Source organism: Hyphomicrobium sp., assembly GCF_047600905.1.
GTDB lineage: Bacteria > Pseudomonadota > Alphaproteobacteria > Rhizobiales > Hyphomicrobiaceae > Hyphomicrobium_B.
On the sequence record NZ_JASGKD010000001.1, the window covers coordinates 1,373,283 to 1,397,313 of the forward strand.

Annotated in this window: 20 protein-coding genes and 1 pseudogene; 12 read left to right on the forward strand and 9 right to left on the reverse strand. The window is 55.9% G+C overall.

Annotated elements, in window-relative coordinates:
- Nucleotides 1-51: 51 nt before the first annotated feature.
- The gene (locus QM780_RS06785) at nt 52-678 is read right to left on the reverse strand and encodes a helix-turn-helix transcriptional regulator (protein WP_415069718.1); all 627 of its coding nucleotides are present in this window, start codon (nt 676-678) and stop codon (nt 52-54) included.
- Nucleotides 679-824: 146 nt separating this feature from the next.
- Nucleotides 825-1,169: pseudogene (locus QM780_RS06790) on the reverse strand (3'-5' exonuclease); the annotation flags it as partial.
- A gap of 132 nt (nt 1,170-1,301) precedes the next feature.
- On the opposite strand from QM780_RS06790, the gene murJ reads away from it, so the two are divergent.
- A complete protein-coding gene (gene murJ / locus QM780_RS06795; protein WP_415069719.1) occupies nt 1,302-2,822 on the forward strand; it encodes a murein biosynthesis integral membrane protein MurJ in 1,521 nt (506 codons plus the stop codon).
- Nucleotides 2,823-2,920: 98 nt separating this feature from the next.
- Complete coding sequence (locus tag QM780_RS06800; RefSeq protein ID WP_415069720.1) at nt 2,921-3,250, forward strand: septal ring lytic transglycosylase RlpA family protein; 330 nt, start codon at nt 2,921-2,923, stop codon at nt 3,248-3,250.
- A 53-nt stretch (nt 3,251-3,303) separates the two neighbouring features.
- Here QM780_RS06800 and QM780_RS06805 read toward each other — a convergent pair whose 3' ends face one another.
- A complete protein-coding gene (locus QM780_RS06805) occupies nt 3,304-4,989 on the reverse strand; it encodes a putative bifunctional diguanylate cyclase/phosphodiesterase (protein WP_415069721.1) in 1,686 nt (561 codons plus the stop codon).
- A gap of 307 nt (nt 4,990-5,296) precedes the next feature.
- Here QM780_RS06805 and QM780_RS06810 point away from each other — a divergent pair, with 307 nt between their 5' ends.
- On the forward strand, nt 5,297-5,569 hold the full coding sequence (locus QM780_RS06810) for a hypothetical protein (protein ID WP_415069722.1): 273 nt from the start codon (nt 5,297-5,299) through the stop codon (nt 5,567-5,569).
- Nucleotides 5,570-5,594: 25 nt separating this feature from the next.
- Here the strand turns inward: QM780_RS06810 and QM780_RS06815 are convergent, their stop codons facing one another.
- Nucleotides 5,595-5,882 (reverse strand): helix-turn-helix domain-containing protein, encoded by a 288-nt coding sequence (locus QM780_RS06815; RefSeq protein WP_415069723.1) that lies wholly within the window; start codon nt 5,880-5,882, stop codon nt 5,595-5,597.
- A gap of 92 nt (nt 5,883-5,974) precedes the next feature.
- On the opposite strand from QM780_RS06815, the gene QM780_RS06820 reads away from it, so the two are divergent.
- From QM780_RS06820 to QM780_RS06840, 5 genes are all read left to right on the forward strand, one after another.
- Entirely contained in the window at nt 5,975-6,970 is a 996-nt protein-coding gene (locus QM780_RS06820) for a hypothetical protein (RefSeq protein ID WP_415069724.1), read from the forward strand.
- A gap of 34 nt (nt 6,971-7,004) precedes the next feature.
- Entirely contained in the window at nt 7,005-7,298 is a 294-nt protein-coding gene (locus tag QM780_RS06825; RefSeq protein ID WP_415071982.1) for a S24 family peptidase, read from the forward strand.
- Between the two features lie 173 nt (nt 7,299-7,471).
- On the forward strand, nt 7,472-9,163 hold the full coding sequence (locus tag QM780_RS06830) for a hypothetical protein (RefSeq protein ID WP_415069725.1): 1,692 nt from the start codon (nt 7,472-7,474) through the stop codon (nt 9,161-9,163).
- Complete coding sequence (locus tag QM780_RS06835; protein WP_415069726.1) at nt 9,163-11,616, forward strand: hypothetical protein; 2,454 nt, start codon at nt 9,163-9,165, stop codon at nt 11,614-11,616. The genes QM780_RS06830 and QM780_RS06835 overlap by 1 nt, the downstream gene beginning before the upstream one ends.
- Before the next feature lie 31 nt (nt 11,617-11,647).
- Nucleotides 11,648-13,624, forward strand: a complete 1,977-nt coding sequence (locus QM780_RS06840; protein WP_415069727.1) for an SGNH/GDSL hydrolase family protein — start codon at nt 11,648-11,650, stop codon at nt 13,622-13,624.
- 177 nt (nt 13,625-13,801) lie between these two features.
- On the opposite strand, the gene QM780_RS06845 is transcribed toward QM780_RS06840, so the two are convergent.
- The 3 genes from QM780_RS06845 to QM780_RS06855 are packed head-to-tail and all read right to left on the reverse strand — an operon-like array spanning nt 13,802 to nt 15,325.
- The gene (locus QM780_RS06845; protein WP_415069728.1) at nt 13,802-14,251 is read right to left on the reverse strand and encodes a hypothetical protein; all 450 of its coding nucleotides are present in this window, start codon (nt 14,249-14,251) and stop codon (nt 13,802-13,804) included.
- 56 nt (nt 14,252-14,307) lie between these two features.
- Nucleotides 14,308-15,105: an acyltransferase family protein gene (locus QM780_RS06850; RefSeq protein ID WP_415069729.1), complete on the reverse strand. Its 798-nt coding sequence runs from the start codon at nt 15,103-15,105 to the stop codon at nt 14,308-14,310.
- Nucleotides 15,002-15,325, reverse strand: coding sequence for an acyltransferase family protein (locus QM780_RS06855; protein WP_415072082.1), 324 nt, complete (start codon nt 15,323-15,325; stop codon nt 15,002-15,004). Before QM780_RS06855 ends, QM780_RS06850 begins: the two co-directional genes overlap by 104 nt.
- A gap of 279 nt (nt 15,326-15,604) precedes the next feature.
- Between QM780_RS06855 and QM780_RS06860 the strand changes: the two genes are divergently transcribed.
- Together QM780_RS06860 and QM780_RS06865 are read left to right on the forward strand one after the other, a co-directional pair.
- Entirely contained in the window at nt 15,605-16,621 is a 1,017-nt protein-coding gene (locus QM780_RS06860) for a diguanylate cyclase (protein ID WP_415069730.1), read from the forward strand.
- A gap of 185 nt (nt 16,622-16,806) precedes the next feature.
- The gene (locus QM780_RS06865) at nt 16,807-19,023 is read left to right on the forward strand and encodes an EAL domain-containing protein (RefSeq protein WP_415069731.1); all 2,217 of its coding nucleotides are present in this window, start codon (nt 16,807-16,809) and stop codon (nt 19,021-19,023) included.
- A gap of 19 nt (nt 19,024-19,042) precedes the next feature.
- Here the strand turns inward: QM780_RS06865 and QM780_RS06870 are convergent, their stop codons facing one another.
- Nucleotides 19,043-20,407: an MATE family efflux transporter gene (locus QM780_RS06870; protein ID WP_415069732.1), complete on the reverse strand. Its 1,365-nt coding sequence runs from the start codon at nt 20,405-20,407 to the stop codon at nt 19,043-19,045.
- 199 nt (nt 20,408-20,606) lie between these two features.
- Between QM780_RS06870 and QM780_RS06875 the strand changes: the two genes are divergently transcribed.
- Together QM780_RS06875 and QM780_RS06880 are read left to right on the forward strand one after the other, a co-directional pair.
- Entirely contained in the window at nt 20,607-22,442 is a 1,836-nt protein-coding gene (locus tag QM780_RS06875; protein ID WP_415069733.1) for a CHASE4 domain-containing protein, read from the forward strand.
- Complete coding sequence (locus tag QM780_RS06880; protein WP_415069734.1) at nt 22,442-22,966, forward strand: response regulator; 525 nt, start codon at nt 22,442-22,444, stop codon at nt 22,964-22,966. The genes QM780_RS06875 and QM780_RS06880 overlap by 1 nt, the downstream gene beginning before the upstream one ends.
- A 34-nt stretch (nt 22,967-23,000) precedes the next feature.
- Here the strand turns inward: QM780_RS06880 and QM780_RS06885 are convergent, their stop codons facing one another.
- A complete protein-coding gene (locus tag QM780_RS06885) occupies nt 23,001-23,813 on the reverse strand; it encodes a GNAT family N-acetyltransferase (protein ID WP_415069735.1) in 813 nt (270 codons plus the stop codon).
- Between the last annotated feature and the right edge of the window lie 218 nt (nt 23,814-24,031).

Sequence of the window (24,031 nt, forward strand, 5' to 3'; positions counted from 1 at the left end):
CGACTAGGCAGTAAAGGTTCCCTAGCTCGTGCCGGAATTCCTGACCGCGGATCAGTCGGTGATCTGGTTCGCAATCATCGCCGCTCGCGTGCGATTGGGGAGCTTCAGTTTCTGCAAAACAGCGGTCACATGGCGCTTGACCGTATTGAGTGCGCAGGAAAGATCTTCGGCGATTTCAACGTTGGTCTTGCCTTCTCCGATGAGCTTTAGGACTTCCAGCTGCCGCTTGGTCAGACTTGCCAGCCCATCAGATGATACTCGCCGCATCTCCCCGTTGGCCTCGGCGGACTTCGTTCCAACAAAGGTTGAGGCCATCGCCCTTTGGAGGAGACCGATGCTAATCTCCGTCGGAATATCCGAGGGAGCGCCGTGGTTCGCAACCCAGGGCGAAATATCCATGTGCACGAAGAGCGCTCCGCTCTCGGGCGACGCGCCTAAGGGAACGCCGACTACAGCGAACCAGGCATCGATGCCAAGCGTCGGTGGCGGCATGACACCGGACAGCAACGGCTGTTCGTGGCTCAGTAACCCCTTTATGGCAGCTCGGTAACGGCTATGACACTGTTCGATATAGGGCCGGCCCTTGAGTTTGCCGGTTGCCGCTCCACCATTGAGGTAATGCGTGCGGATATCGAGAATTTCTCCCGATCCGCTGACAAGCACCGCGTAGGTCGGCAATTCGATTGATCTTGGACGGGAGTGCTTCATCAGCCGGGAAACTCGAATCTGAGGTACTAATGGGTTAGTACCTGCCCCCCGGGATGCCGTCTAGTGCGCACACTCGACGGCCTGTTTTTCGTTATTTCCGACCGACCGCTTCGCCTTCAACTCCAACGCCGCCGCATTTGAGCGGCCACATCGAGCCGCGGTGTATTCTCCTTGTGCGCCCTAGAGGCCTCGTTTTTGTCCTGAGGCCACGCAGCGCTCTCAAACCTGTCGATGATGGAATTCGGGATGACGCGAGACCGAGACGCATAGACGTGGCGATCGCCCTTTGCGCTTTGACCGTGGGTGAAAAACCGCTGGGGCACAATAAGATGCAGTTCGTCTTTGGCCCTCGTCATGGCGACATAGAGGAGCCGACGTTCTTCCTCAAGCTCGGCGGTCGGGCCGGCGCCGAGGTCTGAGGGAATGCACCCGTCAACGACGTTCATGACGAACACCGACTTTCATTCCTTCCGAGATCTCGGTCGGCCCGAGTAGACCTTTCAGTCTTCTTGCCGAGTGGACCTGAACGACAGTAAACGCTTTTCACGCAAACAGGCGGACCGATCGAAGGTCACAGCGAGCCGGTCTACATAATGCTGAGAAAGCTCCTTTCGGTCGGCGGATTCACCCTGTTGTCGCGCATGACGGGGTTCGTGCGCGATGTGCTCATGGCCTGGATCTTGGGCAAGGGAATCCTATCGGATGCCTTCCTATTCGCGTTTCTCTTTCCGAACTACTTTCGCGCCATTTTTGGAGAAGGAACGCTAAATCCGGCATTTCTTCCACGCTATGCATCGCTGCACGCAAAAGGCGAACTGGCAGCAGCTGCGCGCTTCGCCAATCAAGTATTCACGTGGCAGATTGTTGCACAGGCAGTCCTGCTCGTTGGGACGTTTGTCGCAATGCCTCTGCTCGTGCATGTCTTTGTCCCCGGCTACACAACCGAGCAGCTCGCACTGACTGCAAGCCTCGCGCGCATCACGTTTCCTTACCTAATTCTCACGGTCGTCGCAATTCAGCTCTCCGCGATGCTCAACGCCATCGGAAAGTTTTGGGCGGCGGCCGCTTGGTCGAACTTTCTGAACCTTGCAATGATCGCAACGCTGCTCGCATCGAGCTGGTTTTTCAACGCTGCGTATGCGGCGGCCTGGGGCGTTCTGATCGGCGGCTTTTGTCAGCTCGCGTTTATCTCGTGGGCTGCGAAGCGTGACGGACTGTCGGTCGGATTATCAATACCGCGATGGACGCCGGACATAGCCGAGTTCTTCAAAGCTCTGGGCATCGTCACAATCGGCGCCGCCAGCGTCGTCGTCGCACCACTGATCGACTTCTTCATAGCCAGCTATCTGGCAACAGGAAGCCGGACCGCCCTCTACTACGCCGATCGCATCAATCAGCTGCCGCTCGGCGTTCTCGGGATTGCTCTGGGGACTGTTCTATTGCCCGAAATGTCGGTGCGATTGGCTCGAGACGATCGCGCCGGCTCGGACAACGCACAGAATCGCTCGGCGGCTCTCACGTTACTCCTGACCCTACCGTTTGCCTTCGTCTTCATCGCAATCCCCGACACGATCATGCGAGCCGTGTTCGCACACGGGGCATTCGACACGCGCTCGGCAGAACTTGCAGGATCTGCGCTTGCCGCCTATGGCGCCGGACTTCCCGCGATGGCCCTCGTACGTATTGTAGCGTCGACGTTCTATGCACGACACGACACCAGTACCCCTGCGCGCGCGACGGTGACATCGATCGTGCTCAATATCATTCTGAAGGTCATCTTCGTATGGGGCTGCAATCTCGAAGTTGAAGGCGTCGCGCTCGGAACGGCGATGGGCGCGTGGATGAACGTCGCGATACTCACATGGCTCGGCCGAAGCCGCGCGCTCTTAGCCATCGAAGAGATCTTCATCAGAGCGCTAGGACCAGCCCTTTTGGCGGCTGCCGCGGCCGGAGGGGGTGCGTGGTTCGGCGCCAAAATGGGCGAGACCCTCGTGCCCGGACATTTTGCAGACATCGCCGCATTGGCAACCGCCATTGGGTCTTCAGGCGCCGCGTATGTCGTCGCGGTGATGATGTTTCGAACGCGTCTTCCGCTTGGGAAATTTGCCAGATAGTTCTTCCCTCGCTCCCAAAACGTCTTGCACGTTAACTAAACAAAATCTGCAACCCACACCTCCCCGCCGATGTTTAGCCGGTAGCGAAGGTGAGCGCTATGCGAGCGATTTGGATTGCGGTCTTAGGAGTTGTGATTTTTCCTGGAGCTCTCTCCGCCGGCCAAGTCGGCATTGCATCGCGCTACTGCGATCTTCAGCAGACAGCCAGCGGCCGCAAGGTGACATGCCAAGATCTCGTGGCGGCGCACCGCTCGTTGCCATTCGGCAAACGAGTTGTCGTCCGAAATCTTGCCAATGGAAAATCGGTCACTGTGACGATCGTCGACCGCGGACCATTCGTCAAAGGGCGGATCATCGACCTGTCGGAAGGCGCGGCGAACGTCATTGGTTCTGCTGATCTAATGCGGGTTGAACTTTTTCCGGAGTAGATCGATCAACGCCGATCGCCCGTTCGGACGCTACGCTTGGACATCTCGAAGGGCTAGTCCGGATAGAATTGAACTGGGGGCGTCGCGCCAGATCGTTTGGGAACTTTGCGTGACCACGCCTTCAGAAAATCATCGATTTGATCTTCGGCCAAGGGCCGACTGATGAGGTATCCCTGTATGGACGTACACCCCGCGGACGTGACGCGATGAAGCTGGTCGAGCGTTTCTACACCCTCGGCAATTGTAGACATTCGAAGCGCGTGTCCTAACGAGGCAATGGCTCTGAGGATCGCAGCGGCTTCTTCATCGTCAGGGTCGCATCGGACAAAGGCCTGATCGATTTTGATCTTCTCGAATGGGAAGCTGCGCAGATAAGACAGGGAAGAATAGCCGGTTCCAAAATCATCCATCGAGACGTGCACCCCGCGTCGCCGGAGGCTATGCAGGACGGTCAACACTTCCTGGTGGTCCCCCAAGAGCGCACTTTCGGTGATCTCCAACTCGAGGCGCTCAGGATCGAGCCCGCTCGCCTTCAATGCGGAATTGACTGAGTTCAGAAGCGTGTCTCCGCGGAATTGAACAGCCGAGACATTGACCGCAACGTGCACGTTATTCGGCCAATTTGTTGCTTCGCGGCAGGCTCGATGCATGACCCAATCACCGATCGGCAAGATCAGCCCCAATTCTTCTGCCAGCGGAATAAAGGAGGCCGGCGAAATGTAGCCGCACAGTGGACTGTTCCAACGCAACAGCGCTTCGAAGCCGGTGATCTGATTTGTGGCGAGTTTCAATTGAGGTTGATAGACAAGCGCAAACTCCTGCATTGCGAGTGCGCGTCGCAATGCGAGCTCGAGAAAGCGCCTTTTTTCCTTTTCCTCTTCCTGTTCAAACTTGAAAATGCGATGCGTGGCCCGGCCTTCGCATTTGGCTCGATAGAGCGCGATATCGGCTCGACGCATGATCTCAGGATATTGCGTTCCGTGGTCCGGAATGAGCGCAATTCCTATGCTGGCACCGAGATGCAGCAACTGCCCTTGGACTGCAAAAGGTTTGCTTAGCGACGCGACGAGGCGTTGTGCAAGCTCTTCCGCTCCGCGAGGTTGAGGGAGGTCGAGTTGAAGGACTACGAACTCATCGCCGCCCAATCGCGCGGCAATCGAGTTGCCGTCCAACGCCGACTTTATTCGGTCGGCGACCAAGCGGAGAACGTCATCCCCTAGAGCGTGCCCAAAGCTATCGTTTATATTTTTGAACCCGTCGATGTCGATCATCAATACAGCGCCGTGCCCGCCGTTCGACTCGATTTTGGAGAAAAACTCGGCGACCTGCTCTTGAAAAAACAAACGATTTCCAAGCAGCGTCAGGGGGTCAGTCCGCGCCTCGTGCTCGGCCCGCAGCTGGTCTCGCACCGCTTTGGTGACGTCGTCTGCGGTAACGAGAACGTTTCGCCCAAGCCACGCCCGGCGGACCCGAAGCACGCGATCGTCCAGCCTGATATCGCGAAAGGAGCTTCCTAGGGTCTCGCCCGGCTCTTGGGCGTCAATCTCGGTGCCGAGACGATCGTGCCACTTCTCGCCGAAAAGCTCCTCGAAGCGAGAATTGCTGTAAAGAAGCCGTCGATCCGGACCAATGACAGCGACGGCCTTGATCAGGTTGTCCAGGACGACGAGCGCCAGCTCTGAGACATCCTCCGAGCAGCGCTGATTCGTAAATACCTTTACGCGTTCATCGATCGACATAACTGGTGTAGCCGCGGTGATAACCGCTCGTAGAATGTCGAAGAGGTGTTGTTCGTTCGTTTTCGCGACACGCTCTCAAAGAAATTGGTGAAGAAATTCCCTCGAACGGCTCCGTTGTGGGACATGTCGCGACGGTAGATCGTGCCCTCGCCAGCGAGCCTCTCGCACATCTGAGGAGCGCCGAAACAGCCGAGCCGAGGTTATTTTTTCCTGGTTTACTTTCTCGCCTTGTTGCAGCGCGCTTTCATACATCGTCGGGTTGAGCTTCGGCGACGCGAATGGCAAGCTGTTGTCGTTCAAGTCGACGATGACCGCCGCAGGTCTCTCGCCGTCGATGATAAATCGGCGGGCGCGGGTCTATTACCGAATCTCGGAAGTCGGCGATGACGTCGGCATCCAGACGCGCCCACATGGTGTGCGGCACGCGAGTATTACGGCCGCGCTCGACAGCACTAACGGCGATGTGAGAGCGGTGCAGAAACACGCCCGGCACTCGAAGCCGGAAACGACAATCCGGTACGACGATAACCGCCGCGACCTCGCCGGAAAGATTGCGAACGAGCTAGCCGAAGTGCTTTAGCTCGTCGGCTTTCTTGAGCTCGCGATCACTTGCTCTTTCGCTTGTGAGAACCGCTGAAGGCAACCCCAGGGCCGTGCATATCGGTTTCCTCTAGGAAGACAACACCGGCTTTAGCCAACGCTCCCCGAAGTGCGATCAGGGTCGAGCGTTTGGGGTCCGATGCACCGCCTTCGAATTCCTTGATAGCGATAGCCGAAATCCCGGAAGCATCTGCGAGTTGATCGCGAGACCATTTCAAAAGTGCGCGCGCCGCGCGGAGCTGTTCGCCGGTGAACATGCGCCACTGGCTAACGCCGTCTTCTGGAATGGCCAACGCGGACCGCCTTTTCTAATTGCGTGACATCCAAAAGAGATGCTACACCATTAATGTGGTGAAACGGTAGTCAGTGTTCAGGAGTAATCATCATGTCGCGTCCCGATTCGAACTCTCCTTCCCCCGCTCTGCCCCGACGCTCCGTGCTCAAAGGCCTCGCCGCCGCCCCCGCAGCGCTTGCCGCAACGTCGGGGGAGGCTTTTTCTTCGACTCCGCCAGTCCTCAAGAATGACGCCCGCTTTGTAAAAGCCGACGGGCTCATTACCTCAATCAATGCTGCCTACAGTGCGTTTATCGAAGCCGGTGATAACTACGAGTTTGGGGACGACGCAGGAGAGACTATCTACGAAGCGGCAGCAGAGCGGTATGAGCAAGCAAGAGACGTGCTTGAATCTTACGCCGCAGAACTTGCCGAAAAAACCCCGAAGGACATAGGCGACGCTCTGGTGTTGGCAAAGCTTGCCGACTTTCACCTCTTGGACGAGAGGGTAAACCTGTACAATCTGAAAGATATCGCGCCAAACGCGCTCCGTGCCATTCTTGAAGCGCACGGTCTCGCTGCGACAGAAGAAACAGTGAAGTCGATCGAATGTAAGATGTTGGCTGAGAAGGCCGCGCGCGATGCAACTTCCAACCTACCGACGAACTTCAAGCCAGATAGCGTCACCGCTGGTGAGGACATCGCCGAGCTGAGGCGGCTATCTGAGCGTAATGTACACACGTTGCTGCACTCGGCCAAACTTGGGGGAGTTTGGGGCACGTCGCCGGAGTGCAAGGCGGCCAATGACGAGAGCGATCGCGCCATCAAAGAGCTGTTCGATTTCGGCGAAGTCGTAAACCGCAAAATCGGAAATAGTTACACGCAGCGCGATGATTTCGTTGTGCTCGGCAATCTCATCCTCGCGATCGACGATATTTATCTCGAGGAGCTTGAGGATGAGATCGAGTTCTTCGGCTCGGAAGCGACGGTTGACGGTCATCGCAACAGAGCACTGTCCAAGATGATTGAGCTCGCACGAACAGCCGGCGACAGCCTGGTTCGAGAGGCAGCTCGTTGGAACGCCGAGAACGGAGGCGCAAATGTCTAAGTGCTTTCGTGTACGCATAGAAGACGAGACGATGATGCCCGACCTGATCCCTTTCGACATATGCGTTATAGATCCGGACTTGCGCCCCAATAAGGGCGACTTTGTATTTGTGCAAAACAAGCGGGGTGGTTCCTGCATCCGCCAGTACAGGCCTGTTAGAGGTCCGGAGCTAAGGTTCGAGCTTATCCCGTCGAACAAGGATTACCCGGCTTACGAGAAGCGAAAGAGAGACGGAGTGCGGATTGCCGGCGTCGTTGTCGAATTCAGGCGAACGGTCAGAGAGCGTGACGTCGGGACGACATCAAGGACAAGGAGCGACATCCAATGACGCCTCGGGTTTTTGTTCCAGAAAGTCGACAATGATCTCGTGATTCAATCGTCACTTTCAGCAATAAAATATAAGTTTTTGGCGCTCCGCGCATTCGTTCGGAGCGCTTCTTCATGGTAGTTTTTGAGGATCTGATTTGTGCTGCGTTCCGTGCTCTGTGAAGGACGCTGCAGATGTCTTACTACGTTCCGTTGCCCGCCTATAATCCTGGTCCCGGCATCAATTTTGATCCCCTGAACCAAGCTCTGGACGGTGTCCTTCGGCAGAACAACGCCAATCGCCAGTTCGGACTGGATCAACGCACGGCCGACCGCGCAGATCAGCAACTTGCTATCGAAAAGCGAAATTCGGATATCGCTTCTCACGACGCAATGGTTCGCCAATCAGCTGGTATCGCGCAGGCGGCATTGAATGAACGAGATCCTGCGAAGAAGGCGGCGATGATGACGCAGCTCTACGGGCTGCATCCGGAATACAAGGACCGGCTCGTGTCCGCCGGGATCGATCCGGCCAACTATGATGGCACCGCGAATTTCATCGTGTCGGAAGCGCGCGGCTATCTCGATCCGCAAGCGGTCCAACTGCGCAACCTGCAGATGGACGAAGCGAAAGCCAATATCGCGAAGACCAACACCGAGATCGCGGCAGCGCGGCGACAAGCTGATATGTTCAACGCGCTGTTCACGTCCGAGTTAAGCGGGGGCGGTGGGCCGACGGCGCCATCTTCGAATGCACTTGCCCCAGCACCTACTGCCGCTCAGGAACCAGTCAATAACGCCCTGATGATGCTACCCGGCGGTCGCTCACAAGCACTTGCTGCCGCCAGCGGGCCGCAGAATTCCCTGGCGCCTCGCTTTCCTTCGGCGCCCATGTCAACTGATGTCCCGGCCTCAGTACCCCAAGCTCCACTCCCCACACCGATCGGCAACGGAACGCAGGGTATCGCCGCGAACTCGGGAAGTTCCGTGAACAATTCCCCGTCGGCGGCTTTGCCTCAACCGGGAGATCCGACTTCGTTCACCGGCGACAGCGCATCGGGTTTGAGTACCCCATCGCGGATCTCAGCTGATACCCGGCGCGCAATGGCCTACGATCTCGCGCTCAACGGCGGCAAAGGGATGCCGACCATCCTCAATAACGATCCGGGCTCGAAGTATGCCACGGCCTATGCGGTGAAGACTGCCGAGGATAACGCGGGCCTCAATCTGAAGCAGAAGATGACAAAGCCGCTGCTCGCGCAGATCGCACATATGCGACAGATCGCGACAGATGCCGGCTCGGACGTTCTGTCGAAGGCAACGGGTCCCGACTATAGCGAAGGCATGGAAGGCAGTTGGTTACCGGGCTTCATGCATCCAGACACGTCCGGCCAGAACTATCAAAACACGCGCGCTCTGCTGCAGCATGCGAACCCGTTCAGTAATCAGGCGAGCTACACCGAGGCGGCAAACGTCAATCTCCAGATGCAGCACATCAAGAAGATGCTCGGGGCCGCGGTTAAAGCACTTCCCGGCACCAAGGGTGGTGGCGCTTCCACCGATCAAGACCAAGCCCTCGTGCTCGATGCCGTCGGTGAAGCGTTGCACGCACAGGATCCTGAAACATTCTTCAAGATCCTGCACGATGCCGAGAATGGATTGCGCGCACGCGCCGGCATGCCTCCGATTGCCGAGCCGAAATCTTATCTTCCGGAAAGTTGGCCCGACTCCAAAGCAGCGTCCAACGCTGGCAAGCAGGGATCGTCCGCACCGCAAGCTATCTCTGATGCTCTCGCTGGTGCTCGCGACGCAATCTCCAAAGGTGCAAACCCTGCCGCTGTTAGACAGCGTCTCATCCAAAACGGCATTAACCCGGACGGTCTTTGATGGCTGGCATCTCGTTCGATGATCTTATTCCCGGCTCAGACACGATCTCGGCGCCGGGGATATCGGTAAGCCCACCAACGATGGCGGCCGATCCACACCCGATGTTCGCCGACCTCATCCCGAGTTCAGTCAGCAACGGCAATCCACATCTCCCGTCGTCGCAGACTGCCGGCATCCCACCCCCCGATGCCACGCCCGCTCTGGGCGACGACGGGAGATCGTTTGAATTGCGCCGCTCGTCCAACGCAACGCCCGATGCCCCCACATGGCTCGGGCGTCGCGTTCAGGACATCGAAGGCAAGCACGATACCCTCTACGCCGACGTACCGTCGGTCTTTTCCCAAAACCGCGATCTCTTGCAGGCGCCTATGGGAACCGCCTCGATGCTTGGCGCCGACGATGATCAAATGGCCGACGTCGTCAAAAAGCAGCTTGGCAGTCGCTTCGTGTCGACGTTCAGGGACGCCAACGGCTACCCGATCGTTCGTTTTAAAGACGATCAAGGTCAAGAGCGCCTTGGCTACGTCAACAAGCCGGGCCTCGACAGCGAGGATGTGGTCCGCGGTGTGAAAAGCGCGCTCCCGTATGCTGCCGCTGCGGAGATCTTAGGTCCGGTTATCGGAGGCTATTCTCTGCTAGCTCGAGCATTGTTTGCAGGTGGCTCTGCGGCCGGCGTTTCGGCCGGCGGTGATGTCGCTATGAAGCCACTCGGCAGCGAACAGGGCGTGCAGGGTGCTAAAGCCGGCACGATGGCCATCCTCGGTCCCGTGGGGGAACTTGCCGGAACCGGAGCAAGCGCTCTCTGGCAGCGGTTTGTTCAAATTCCGAAATATTTCGACGCATCGACAAACCAGCTGACGCCTCTTGGCAAGCAGGCTGCCCGGGCCATGGGCCTTGATCCCGATCAGATGGCCTCCGACGCCATGTCGGTATTCGGCAAGACATATGCGATGAACCCCGCCGATGCGAAGGCGGCAGTCGATGCCGGCACTTTTGATTTCAACATTCCGGCGACGCGAGGACAGATCGCAAAAGATCCGCAGCAGTTGCTGCAGGAAAAGGCGATGCGTTCTGGCCTCTACGGCCTAGATGCAAAAAACCAGATTGAGGATCTCGATCGGCGCCAGGCTGAAGCGATCGCGACCGCTGTCGCGGATACCATTCCGAGTCGCCTCGCGGGACAGAAATGGCAGGGTGGCCAAGCTCCTGAGGTCTACGGAAGCAACATCGGCCTCAACTTCGCTGATGCCCGAAAGAATGCGAAGTCGCTCGAGCGCGCAGCTTGGGATAGCACCGGACCGATTACGCCGAAAACAACCACCACGACTGCAGCCGATGCAATGACGCCAATGACCGGGGTACAGCGGTCGATGAGCGCGATGCAGGGCACCCAACTTCTGAAAGATACGTTGAGTGCTAATCTGAGCGACTTCTCCAGCGTTTTGAGCCCAGAGAATACGCCCACGACTTTCAAGATGTGGTCCTATCTCAACGACTTCATGTCGGGCCGTAAGCCGACCTCGGCGTTACATCACTCGCTCGGGCTCGAGGGCGCCGGCGACATCGATTCAGTCCGGCGCGCGCTTGGCATGATGCAAAAAGATGCTCAAACGCCAACAGACCAAGAGACGGCCAAAGCCATCTATCGTGGATTCAATGATTGGATTGACAAAGCCGCAGCGCAAAACATGCTCGCCGGCGATCCGGTCGGGGCCGCCAATCTTAAGGCAGCACGAGACGTCTCAGCCGAGATGAACGCGGTCTTCAAGCCCAGAGGCTCCGACGGCAATCTTACGCCGGGTGGCAAGTTGCTGGAACGCATTGCAACCAGCGCTGACACGCCGGAACGGATCGTCCATGCGCTCATCCCCTCGCCAAACGCTCAGATCCCGGCCGGCACCATCGAAGCTTTGAACCTCATTCGCAAGGGCATGCACAAATACGGTGCGCCGGGCGCGGATGGTCAGGTCTGGAACAGCATCAAGATGGCCTATCTCTCGAAGCTTACGCAGGGCAAGAACGGACAGTTCCTCTCGCCGCAAGTGATGTCGCAGAACTTGCGAAAGGCAATCAGCAGTCAAGCCACTCTTTTCAACACCATCTATTCACCCGCCGACAAAGCCGTCATCAGCCGCTTTCTCACCCAACTCGATCGCGTGAATTGGAAAGATCCGAACCCATCCGGCACGGCGACGAGCCTCGCCGGTCTTGCCAGTCAGCTGTTTGGAAAATTGCTGGATGCCTTTGGTCCACTTGGACGAGCGACATGGGAATATTCCGGTATCCAGCACGCATGGGGTTCGTCCATCGCGCGGCAAGCTGTCAAACAGGCGCCCCAGGGCTACCCGCTTGTCAAACCGAATGCGGTGTTTCGGCATTTGAATGCACTGGCAGCGCCGGCCGTCACGCAGAGCGACGTGCAGCTCAACGCGCTCGCACCACCGGCACGATAGATACAGTGAGGATGTCAATGGAGATGGTGATATGGTCGGGGTATCATTTCAGGCGCTGATGTCTGTGGCACCTAGTGCCGTTCCTGCCTTCGTCGGCAGCGGTGATGTCAAATCCGGCGCCTATGCGTATTGGAGCGTGTCTCGTGCCTATTCTGCTGCTTACGCTGCTGCGGGCAGTCCAGCGATGGACCTCGTTGACCAAGCTGGCAGCAACCAGATCACGATCAATGTTCTCTCCAACGGCAACGTTGATAGCTCTGCGATCAGCGCGTGGGTTTCGGCGCACTCGGTCACCACGATCAAAGTCAAAAAACTTTACGATCAGAGCGGCAATGGACGGGACGTTTCGCAGGCCACGCTTGCCAACATGCCGCTCCTCCGGTTGACGCATCAGGGCCTCGGAAACGCCGCTATTCCTGTCATGGATTTCAGTGGCGTCGAGTTGCTTGTGAGCGGTGCAACTACGCTCTCGCAGCTGACCGGCACATTCTCATATGTCGGACGAACAGTGTCCCCGATTGCCGATCACAGCGGGGTGATACAGGCGGGAACGAAGTCAGGTGTTTCATTCAATGTAGGCAACACAGTCTCGCTATATCTTGGCGGGTCTACTCCCAACACGCCTTGCCTCGCCGACAACTTTCATAGCGTCCAGACGGTCATCAATGGCTCATCGACGTTCACCGTCGTTGACGGCCTCGTTGGCGCAAACGTATCTCCAACGGGATCAACGAACTTCGGGAGCCCCTTTACGATCGGCAAGCTGAATGGCGCCCTTCCGATGATCGGGTCGATCGCGGAAATTAGGTTTGACACTTCCGTTTGGACATCGACGGACTGCACAAACGAATGGAACAGTCATAAAGCATTCTTCTTCTCCACGTCAGCTTATGAGGGGCTGGTGGCGACGCGTTGCCGTTTTCGCGAAACGAGCGACACTACGAACAAATATGCGAACTCAAGGTCCGCGCATTTTGCCAATGAAAATCTTACGCAGATCAAAGTCGGGTTCAGGAACGACGGTATATCCGGATCCGCGGCCACAATATCAGCCAGCGTTGAATATCCAGCGGGCACCTTTACCCAGCTCACGTTCAGGGGCTCAACCACGATAGCGCTGACGAACGGCCAAGAGACATTTTCCGATTACATCACCCTGTCGATCCCGAAAGGTGACTTGTTCTGGGTGCGGGAATTTTGGAACGGCCCATCCGCCGGCCGCATCTACTACAACACCTGGCAGAATTCGTTCTTGGGTGAAGCGACAGAAATGTCAGCTTCTTCGCTCACCGACAAAACCATGTCGGGGACGATATCGAACTCTGGATCGCCTTCCGGCGTGTCCCGGCCGCCAGTTTGCATTGTCGGCGTGACGACAAACAAGAGCATAGTTCTGTATGGCGACAGCATAGCCAACGGTGTTGCCGAAACAGAAGACACTTCGGCGAGCGCGACCGGTTACAACAATGTTTATGGCTTCCTCAAACGGGCGTTCGATGCCCAGGGGTTTGCATTCTACACCAAGACGATATCAGGTTCTCAGGCGACAGGCCTTGTTGCAAGCTTGGTTGCTGGAAAATGCTCTCATTTGATAACGCAATACGGAATTAATGACTTCGATACTGGCGGCAAATCGCCCGCTACGCTGGTTTCAGATTTATCGGGACTGACCAAGTACGCGCACGGCCGAACGAAAGTGCTTCACGTCACGGTTCTTCCGCATACGACATCGACGGACAGTTGGGCGACGGTCGGAAATCAGTCCACTAACAATGCGACGACGGACACGAGCCGTGACACGTTCAATGACAGTTTGCGTAATGGAACGAGCGGCATCACCCGTATCACCGGCTATATTGACAGTGTCTCCATTATTGAGAGTGGCTTGAACAGCAACAAATGGATCGCTTCGCCGTCGCCACCTTATACGGGTGATGGTCTGCACCCGAACTCAGCGGGGCACACGTTGCTCTTGAATTCTGGGATAGTCCCGACCGCCGTTTCCTAGCGCTACGGCGGATAGCGCTCACCAGATGGAGCGTTCGTATTTTCAATAACGTCGAGTACCCAATACTCTCCACGCAATCTATTGGCGACACAGACCTACGTGGCCGGCTAATAGCGCTGCATGTTCTGGCGCGACAATGTTCAGGTTTAAGGTTAGCTGGACGAAGCGAAACGCCTTTTAGTGATGAGATTTATCCGGAGTGGCTGCGCTTGCGAGAACGGCAAACATTTCCTTCCAAACCTCGCTCGGCGCGCTGAACTGCATCGGCACGTCGCCAATCGAAATCTCGAGTACCGCGTGGCCAACAGGTGCGTTAGCGCCTTCGGGTGGAAGAACCCGCAAGCCATCGGCTGGAATAGTCCTCGATATGATCGTGGGAAGCGCCTCAGAAGTATGATTTATGGGTTTTTGAGAAAGGCCGATGGCGCCAAAGGCGGCGGTCGCGAATTCGCTAAGAAATTCCTTTCTAAGCCGGACAAGGGCCGTTTTTCCGTCTTGCGATGTTAGGCCAAGAGCCGCGCGACATTCGCTGTCCTTCACGCCCGTCAGGATTGCTGCCTGCGGCTCAATTACGAAAAGCGGTGGCGGCTTGTAGCGTGCTTGTTTGAGCTTCTTGGATTTTGACATTTGGAACTCCGACATTTGGTGTCAAAGAATAGACACGACCAAACAGCGTGCCACCGTCAGTGTGGTGTCTTTCTGCTAGTCGCCCCACATATTGCCGGGCGGTCGTTTGATGAAAATCTTATTTGAGATGACAGACGCTGTGATGGCGCTTCGATGAGCTTGTGCATCAAATACCCGCCCGCGAGGGTGCCACTTGCGGCAAGAAACAATCCTATCTCTTCGCGTCCAACACCGGGACCGAGCACTCTTTGCGGTACGTAAAGCAGGAAGAGAAACGGCACGTGGACGAGATAAACAGGGTATGAAATTCGCGAAAGCGGCAAGAACAGCGCACTACGTAAGCGAGCGAACAAGGTGCAAAGTACCGCGCCGCTCACCGATATGAACGCTAGTGGTTCGAATTGATAGAGCAGCGCGGCAAGATTCACCAAAATTAGAGCCCAGAAGGTCGGCCAAGACACCATATTGTTGCGCAGCCAAAAGACCAGGATGCCCGCACTAAATAGGGGCAAGAAGGGGATCACGAAGTGCGCGCTCGTGGCGGGACTAGGGACCGGGGAAGAAATTGAAAGCAGCAGGATCGCAGAAATTACTGCGACCCGAATAATGAGATTCGGCGAGACCACGAGCGGGAATACCAGTCCCAGCAGAACATAGAATTGGAATTCAAGAGCGAGGGTCCAAAAGACGATATTCGCCCAAGGCAATCCAAGTATCCCATTCATATAAACGAGGTGGCTCGTGATTGCTTCAGCTGACGGTATCCTTTCGTGATGGCCGAGCGCGAACGGAACGGCGATCGCCAACGCAACGGCGGCCACGTACGGCGGATGTAGCCGAATGAGCCGCTTCAAAATGAAATCGATGGAAATTGCCGAGCGAGTAGTCGGCCGCAAGAAGCGACTGCGGCAGCACATAGCCGGAGATAAAAAAGAACACATAAATTCCAAGCGAGCCGTAGTGAAAGAAAGCTTCTCCTAACTCTGGCTTGCCGATTGTGAAGTGGAACATCATCACTGAGAGCGCAGCAAACGCTCTCATCGCATCTATCGTATAGTCACGTTGTTCCCCCATCCAAAACTGCGTGCACGTATCCCATGACCGGTCAACTGGCAGAGGAGTTTGATCAACAGACAATTGGTGACTGGGACGCTTTCCCGCGAAAGAAGTCGGGGTTCGATAACCTCTCTCGGACTGTTTAACGAAATCGACCGGCCGACTTTAGTAGGTCATCGTTCAGGAGAAGCCCGAACTCATTGAACGCTTTTCACGAAAGCTATTGATCTCCTATTCGTCCGCACAAAGACTCTTTTAAACAGTTTCCGCGATGATCCCCCTATTGGGATTTCACACATGCGTACTTTTTGGCTCTTGCCGGCCGTTTTCTCCGGCATCATTTTCGGTGCAATCGTTACGATCATCGCTTTGCCGACCACGCAGAGCGGTGCCATTTCTGCTGCGGGCGCCGATCCTAAACTTCTCTTTTTGCTCTCTGCAGTCATCATCATTCCATCGACGCTCTACGCGTTGATGCGCTTTGAGGACGGCAAATCGAGGTCAAAATCTTCGGATGCGCTGCCCCAAAACGTCATGGCGGCCCGCGGCGAACTCGAAAAGCAATTCGCCCAATTCCTAGCTTTGGTCGGCGAGCAAATTAAATCTTCCGAACGACACACGAACGATCTAGACGCGCTGAGTGGTCGTCTGAAAGCTGTCAATTCGGAGCCGGAACTTCGCTCCGCCATTCAGGCGCTTATTGTCTCAAACGAAGCTTATAGGCGCGAAACCGCGGAACTTGAGCGTCGGCTGGAACGCGCGCAAACGCAGGCGAAAGAGCTGCGTCGAAGAGCGAAGAATGCTGAAAAGCTGGCATCCGTTGATCCTCTCACGAACATCGCTAATCGGCGCAAATTCGACGAAGAACTTGAAAAGCAAGTCGCGCTTTCTCACCAGGAAGAAACGCCACTTTGCCTGATGATGGTCGACATCGATCACTTCAAACTGATCAATGACGAATTCGGGCATCGCGCCGGCGATGCGGTGCTTCGCCAATTCGCCGAGCTGCTTAGCGGAATGGTACGCGCCACGGATCTCATCGCGAGATACGGCGGAGAGGAGTTTGCGATCATATTGCCGAGAGCTCCGTTGGGGAATGCCTATGAGATCGCAGAGCGAATCCAACTCGCAATCCAATCTCACCCCTGGAACGATTCGAGCACGGTCGTAATGAAGCTGACGTCTTCGTTTGGCATTGCCGATATCCGGGACGGCGAAAACGCTGTCGATCTCGTCAATCGCGCCGACAGCATGCTCTACGAAGCCAAAAAGCACGGTCGCAACCGGACGATGATCTGGCATTCCGCTGCCTGACGCTTAGCTGGTCATGCTGCAGCCTGCGAGACTCTTAAACTCCGCGCGGGTGGGAACACCTTTGATCAGTCCTGTAACGTCTATTTAACTATGGCGGTTCGGCTTTTTATTAAGGAAGCCCCTTTAATCTTTACGTAATTTGAGCGGGCTGAAAGCGAAGCGGCGTGAAAATCATTCGAGAATCATTGTCAGCGCAGGGCGATGGCGATGCCGCCGTTCTGAAGCGCATGCATCGATTGACGCTCGCCGCCGCCCTCACGACCTTGGCTGCCGCCGCACTTCTTATGACGTCGGTCGAATGGTCGGCGCACCGAAGCGATGACATCTCCAAATCGCGACAGATGCGAATGGCCGCGAGTGCACTTGATCGTGAAATTCAGAAGATCCCTTACGATCAAGAAAGCGTGGCAATCTGGGATGACTCCGTCAACAATGTGCGCAACGTCTTCAACGCCAACTGGGTGGACGTCAATCTTGGCGTCTGGATGTCGACATACTTCAAACACGACCGCGCATATGTTTTAGATTCTGGCGATCGTCTACTCTACGAAATGTCAGATGGTAAATCGGCCAAGGCCAATGCGAAGGATCTCACTCCGGAGATTATGAAGCTCGTTCGCGATCTTCGACAGCAGATCAGTGATGGAGCGCTCGATCGCTTTCAAAAGGGTGACACACGAATTCCACGCTCGGTGGACATCGCATATGTTGACACCCATCCTTCAATAGTCAGCGTCATGCCGCTCGTGCCGCATTCAGATGCCGTTTCGCAAGCTCGAGGGAGCGAAGCACTCCTCATTAGCGTTCGCTATCTCGATACGAGTTTTCCCACTAATCTTGAAGCAAAATACCTCCTCTCCGGTGCGCGGTTCTCGAATGCAAACGAATTAAAACCGGGTGAGACCGCTTATCCGGTTGTTTCACGCGACAAAATTCGAATCGGCAATCTGGTTTGGAAGTCCGAATTGCCCGGACGATCGATTCTCCACGAGATCATGCCCTTTCTTGCCCTAGGTCTCGGCGCGATTTCAGTCGCGATGTTTTTTGTTATACGTCGGCTACGTAATACCTGCGCCGATCTTGTCGCCGGCGAGGAGCATGCGCGCCATCTCGCCCTGCACGATGCATTGACGGGATTGCCCAATCGCGCCTTTTTCATCGAGAAGCTCAACGCCGCGCTTTCTGACCAGTCAGCCAATAATGGCACTCTGGCTGTGTTATTCCTTGATCTCGATCGCTTCAAACAAGTGAACGACACACTCGGACATGCCGTCGGAGACGAACTGATCGTGTACTTTGCCGAGAAATTTGGCGAAGCCATATCGAACAACGGCTTCATCGCACGCATGGGCGGCGACGAATTCGCAATATTGAAGACGAACCTCTCGTCAGCCGACGATCTTGTCGATATCTGCGAGCGTCTTTTGCGTTCCGCCTCCGAGTCCTTCGAAACTCTCGATAAGAGAGCTATGGTCGGCTTGAGTATCGGCGTCACAATGGCCCCTCAAGATGGCCGCGATCCGAGCGAACTTCTTCGAAAAGCAGATATTGCGCTTTATCAGGCCAAGCTAAGAGGCGGTCAGAAATATCAGATCTTTTCCGAAGATATGAGCAAACAACTTGTCGAGCGGCAGAAGTTGGAAGCCGAACTTCGCTGCGCGCTCGACAAGGGAAATGAGCTCGAGCTCTACTTCCAACCGGTCTACGCATCGAGCGATCTTCGCATAGCGAGCGTTGAATCTCTGATACGATGGAACCACCCGTCTCGTGGTCTGGTGTCTCCCTTCGACTTTATAGCAATCGCGGAAGAAGCCGGACTGATTGGAAGATTGGGCGAATGGGTTTTGCGGGAGGCCTGCCGAGCTGCAAAAGACTGGCGCTTGGATACTGTCGCAGTGAACGTCTCTCCACTTCAACTTTCTCAGCCCGGTTTTCCGGAGATGGTCTTCGACATTCTCCTCGAAGTCGGCATGTCGCCGCGGAAGCTCGAACTTGAAATCACGGAGACTGCTCTTCTCGACAGCTCCAACGCGACGAGCAAGAAGGCGCTCAATGTTCTCCGCAAGGCCGGAGTTCGGATCGCTCTCGATGATTTCGGCACGGGCTATTCTTCATTGAATAATCTGATCGCTTTGCAAGTGGATTGTGTGAAAATTGACCGCTCATTCTTGCAGCCGTCGTCATCGCGATCGGTTATTTGGGCGATCATCAATATGGCTCATGCGATCGGACTGACTGTGACCGCCGAGGGCGTCGAGACAGAAGACCAAAAGGAATTTCTCATTGCCGTCGGTTGTGATCACATGCAGGGTTACTTTCTATCGAAGCCGATAACCGAAGCGAGTTTCGGCGCGCTACTCGGAGATCAATGCTCCAAAGCCGGCGATGCAGCCGCAGCGTAGCAGCGCGCGTACTAGGCGACTACGCAAAGTCCGTCATTCGGCGACTCTGTCGTAAGAAGCGTCCTATCAAGAGAACCGCGGCAAACAGGACACCTGCGCCGAACCCACTCCAAGCCCCGATTGGCCCCATGTTAAAAGCGAACCCGAGTAGGACGCTCATCGGGATTGCTATGATCCAATGGGCCGTGAGGGCGATCGTAGTCGGCCATCGATTGTCTAACAACCCTCTGAGAGCACCTAGGGCGACCGACTGCAGTCCATCAAATATTTGAACTGCCCCGATCGTGGCCAGCAGACCGACCAGAAGCGTTTTGACCGCCATTTCATGAACGAAGAACTCGGCGATCGCCGCGCCACCGAAGATCATCATGGCACTCAACGGGACGGTCACCAGTAGGACAAGAACAAAGCTCGCGATTCCAATGGCGCGAACCCTAGCATCAGCTTTTTCGCCTAGTGCTTGCGCAATTACTATTCCGACCGCACCGGCGAGGCCGAGGGGAACCATGTAAATCAACTCACCCAGAGAAAGGGCGACTTGATTTGCAGCCAACGCCGCCGAGCCGAAAAGCCCGACAAGTATTCCGATCACACCGACTGCACTGCTCTCGGCGAGATATTGAAGTGACATAGGCAGACCGTGCCGAGCGAATTCTACCACGCCGGCTCGGTTGCCTAAGTCTAAGATGCGAATATCGAGTCTTTGGCGCCAAATGATATAGAGGCGCATCGCGAGAAATCCCACTGACTGTGCGACGAGGGTTGCAGCGCCCGCACCGGCGAGTCCTAAAGCCGGAAATCCCCAGTGGCCGTAAATGAGAAGCCAGTTGAGCGGGATGACGACCGCAACTGGTACAAACGAAAGAAGGGCCGCGATCCATGGCCGGCCGATCGCGTCGAGCAAAAGCTTTATCACCATCGATAGAGAAAACGGAATCAGCGACAGAGCCATCAATATCCAATATGTGGGAAGAGCCGCGATCACCTCTGGCGGCTGACCGGCTAGCGCCATCGCTGGCAATAACGCGAGCATGATGACCGCCCCCAATATCCCACCAATCAGAGCTACGCGGAGCCCATCGCTGCACGCGATCGCGATGAGTTCGTCGGCACGGGCGCCAAATGCCTTTCCCGCTAAAATGCTGACCGGACTTGCAAGTCCGAACAGTGCTGAAAAAAAAATGATGAGCACGCTGTTGGTAAGGGACGCACAGGCGAGCGCGAGTTCGCCAATCGGACTCAGCATGTAGGAATCGATCACGCTGAAAGCGGTTCCACCAATGAGGCCGAGGATAATCGGAGCCGCCAAGGCCGCCAATATTACTATTTCACTAACGATCGAATTGAAGGAGCGATGAAGCCGCCTACTTCTGTCCAATCCCATGCGGCGCCAATATTCTCTCAGAATTCTCTATGAGCGACGCTTATTAGCAAGGACACCGACGTTAGTCTCGTCCCGGACGCAACGAATTCTTAAGCATGATGCACGGCACCGCCGGTGTTTCTGCTTCACAACAACTTTTGTTCACCATGAGAAAACGCTTTTTCATCACGATACCCTCCGACCAGATCCGGAGAGTAACGTGCGCATCGCCTCCAAATTGAACGCCGCACTCGTGGCCGTGCTTGCGTGTGGAACGCTGGCCGCGTTTATCGTGCTGGAAACGACGATCAAACCCCGCTTTGATGAGATCGAACAATCCAACGCCCGTCTCAATCATGCCCGCGTGCTCGACGCGCTCGATGCGGCGACCGAAAAACTTCAGACCGCGACCCAAGATTACGCTTTCTGGGACGAGAGTTATGGCTTCGTTCAAGGCCAGAACACCGACGAGTTCATCAAATCGAATCTCGAACCAGAATTCAAAGCGGTCGAAAACCTCGGAGTAAACGTTCTTATCTTCCTTGACGCTGCAGACAAGGTGCGATGGGGCGCGGCTTATAACCTGGAAACACAAGAAGCTCTGCCTGGCGTATTGGACGAACTTGCGAACTTCAGCAAGGCCCATCCAAATATCAATGGCCAAGCCCCCTTCGCGAAGAAAGGCCTTGTCAGATCTTCGCAAGGCTTGCTGCTGGTCGCGATCTCTCCGGTTCTCAAAAGCGATCGCTCGGGCATTCCGATGGGACGCGTCATTTCGGCCAAGAAATTGGACGTCGACGCTCTGAAGCAGCTGACCGGCGTCAATTTTACGATCGAGAATTTGGCCTCTAGTACAGATAAGGCAGACACCACAGTCAGTCTCGACGTGCTTCCTAATAAGCTTCAGACGTCCTCGGTGATCGAAGATGCCGGCGGAAATCCGCTGGTAAAACTGAATGTCTCCTCACCTAGGGATGTCAGCCACGCGGGCGCTTCGGCAATCCGATCGGCACTCGTTTTGATGGCGATTGCGTTTCTATTGGGCAATGTCGTGCTGTGGGCTTTCCTACGTCACAGCGTCGTCAGCCGGATCGAAGCGCTGAAACAGCATATGGCAGTCGCCGGCGCGAGCGGAACCATCCAAAGAACGTCGCTAACGGACAACAATGACGAAATCGCCGAGCTCGCCACCTCATTCAACTTGATGGCGGAGCAGGTCAATCATCTGCGAGACGCGTTGGCAGATAGCGCATATCTGGCGGGTCTTTCCGAGTGGGCGACCGGGACATTGCACAACGTCAGAAACGGACTGACCCCCATTACCGCGGCGGCATGGAAGATCGAGAAGATCTATTCGACCTCCTGGCTCGATAAGATCGCGACGGCGACATCGGAGTATGGAAATCCCACGACATCGCCAGAACGCCGCGCAAAACTCGAGACTTATTTGGTTGGAAACGCAAGCAAGCTCGAGCATTCAGCGAGGGAAACGCGCTCGTTGCTGTCGGAGTTGAATGCGGCCAGCCGCAATGTGATCGATATGGTCTCGGAGTTCGAGCGCTACGCGACGAGAAGTGTCAACGTTGAGCCGACAGATCTTCTGCCCTTGATAAAGTCGAGCGTCTCGGCAACGACTTTGCTTGCGGAGCGCGACGTCGAGGTTGTCGTTCCGTCCTCCTCAACTTCGGTATTGGCAAACGGCATCGTCCTTCGCCAGATTCTGACGAATGTTCTCCTCAATGCCGCTGAGGCGGTTCAAAATCAATCGCAACGCGGGCGTGTGGAGATAGCCGTCGATGATGCAACGAGCGATGGCGTCCGCATCGCAATTTCCGACAATGGCGAAGGCATATCCGGCGATCGGTTGGCTACGATCTTTCAGAAGGGGGATAGCACCAGATCAGCACGATCCGGTGGTCTTGGTCTTCACTGGTGTGCCAACGCCACCAAATTGCTTGGTGGTACGATTTCTGCCGCCAGCGATGGAATCGGACATGGAACAACGATCATAATCGAACTTCGCAAGCCTTCGGAAATCGAACGGAAGGCAGCGTGATGCGCAAGACCGACACGCCCAGACTGTTGGTCGTCGACGACGATCCGTCTGTAGCGGCCGCCTATAGACTTGTCCTGGAACCGCCCCCATCAGAAGGCGATGGCGATCAGGGTCTCGACGATCTTGAAGCCGAATTGTTCGGTGAAAGCGGCGCGAAAGACCCAGAGCACGGGTGGCGGATTCAGTTTCTCGATCAGGGTCTCGACGCTGTGTCGGAAGTACGGCGTTCCCTTGAAGCCAACGATCCCGTCACTGCGATTTTTCTCGATGTTCGTATGCCGCCTGGCATTGACGGCTATGAAACGGCGCGAAGAATTCGGCAGCTCGACAAGAACGTTCATATCGTCATCGTGACGGCGTTCTCGGACTATAGCTATGAGGATTTCCTACTCGTGGCCGGTCCAGCCGATCGATTGAATTATCTTCCCAAGCCAATCTGGCCGCATGAACTGCGCCAAGTTGCTCAGGTGCTGACCGAAACCAAAACAGATTCTGCACCGGAGAAGCACGAACACGCGGCATGATGCAAGCGATCTTGGCGGTGCAATAGATCTCTTCTCAGACGGCGTGCCACACCCAGACGTTGGGCTCGATGTACGATCCGATCCCTTTGCCGGGATCGACAAAAAGAGGTGCCAAGCCACCTTTCAGTGTGATCATTCCCCGCCGATCAAGGCTTTCGCCAGCCGCCCAGTCTTTCCAAAATTCGATCGGCTGCTCGACAACCATCGAGCGGTCGCAAACACTTCTCAAGACGCCGCCGGCGGCCACGTGGCTTCGCAGCCACGGATCGAAGATCCGGCCACGATCATCGCGCCACGAGACATACTGTTTCATGTCGACGAAGGGATGGTTCTTTTTTTCACTTGGTCTAACTGGCGCGACTACTCCCGTACAGCCATGCAGCCCGGCAACGACACGCATGGCCTTGACGAGATCTCGCGCGAGCCCGCGATGTCGATGAGCCTCGGGCACCGAAATTGAAAGAGCTCCGATGAAGTTTGCAAAATGCCCTTTCTGAACGCTTGCGGTATCGACGATCCAATCCCAGCCTTCGCGGGGAAGCGCGATGTCGTTCGCCAAATTGATCGGAACGCACATTCCCGTTGCGACGAGTTCACCGGTCTCTGCGTCGGTCATGCAGAGGTGGCATTCAGGATGACGCTCCAGAAGTTCCTCGTAATGATCGTGATGGGCCGCCGTATAGTCGAGAAATTCCAATTCGCCCCAGACTTCATTTTCCATCGCGACGCAAGCCTCGGACAATTCCGGGCGGCTTTCGCAGGTATCAACGATGAAACGCTCGATGACCTCTGCGCCAAGTTTTGTCGGACGGATTTCCGCGGAGCGTCTTTCAACCAATTGCAGCACAACACCACCCGTTCTGTCCCAATGTAGGACAGTGTTAAACGAAGTGGTCAGGAGCGGCAACGACGGGAACATGCCGGATGGCTAATTTGGATCACCGCAACGCAATATTGAGCAGCTGCGACGGCGTAAGCCTCGAAATGATCTGAAGCTAAGCAAACGTTTGGATCGTAGGAATTCCGTCCGCCGGCGATCTATCCCTCGCTCTGACGTGGCCCGCG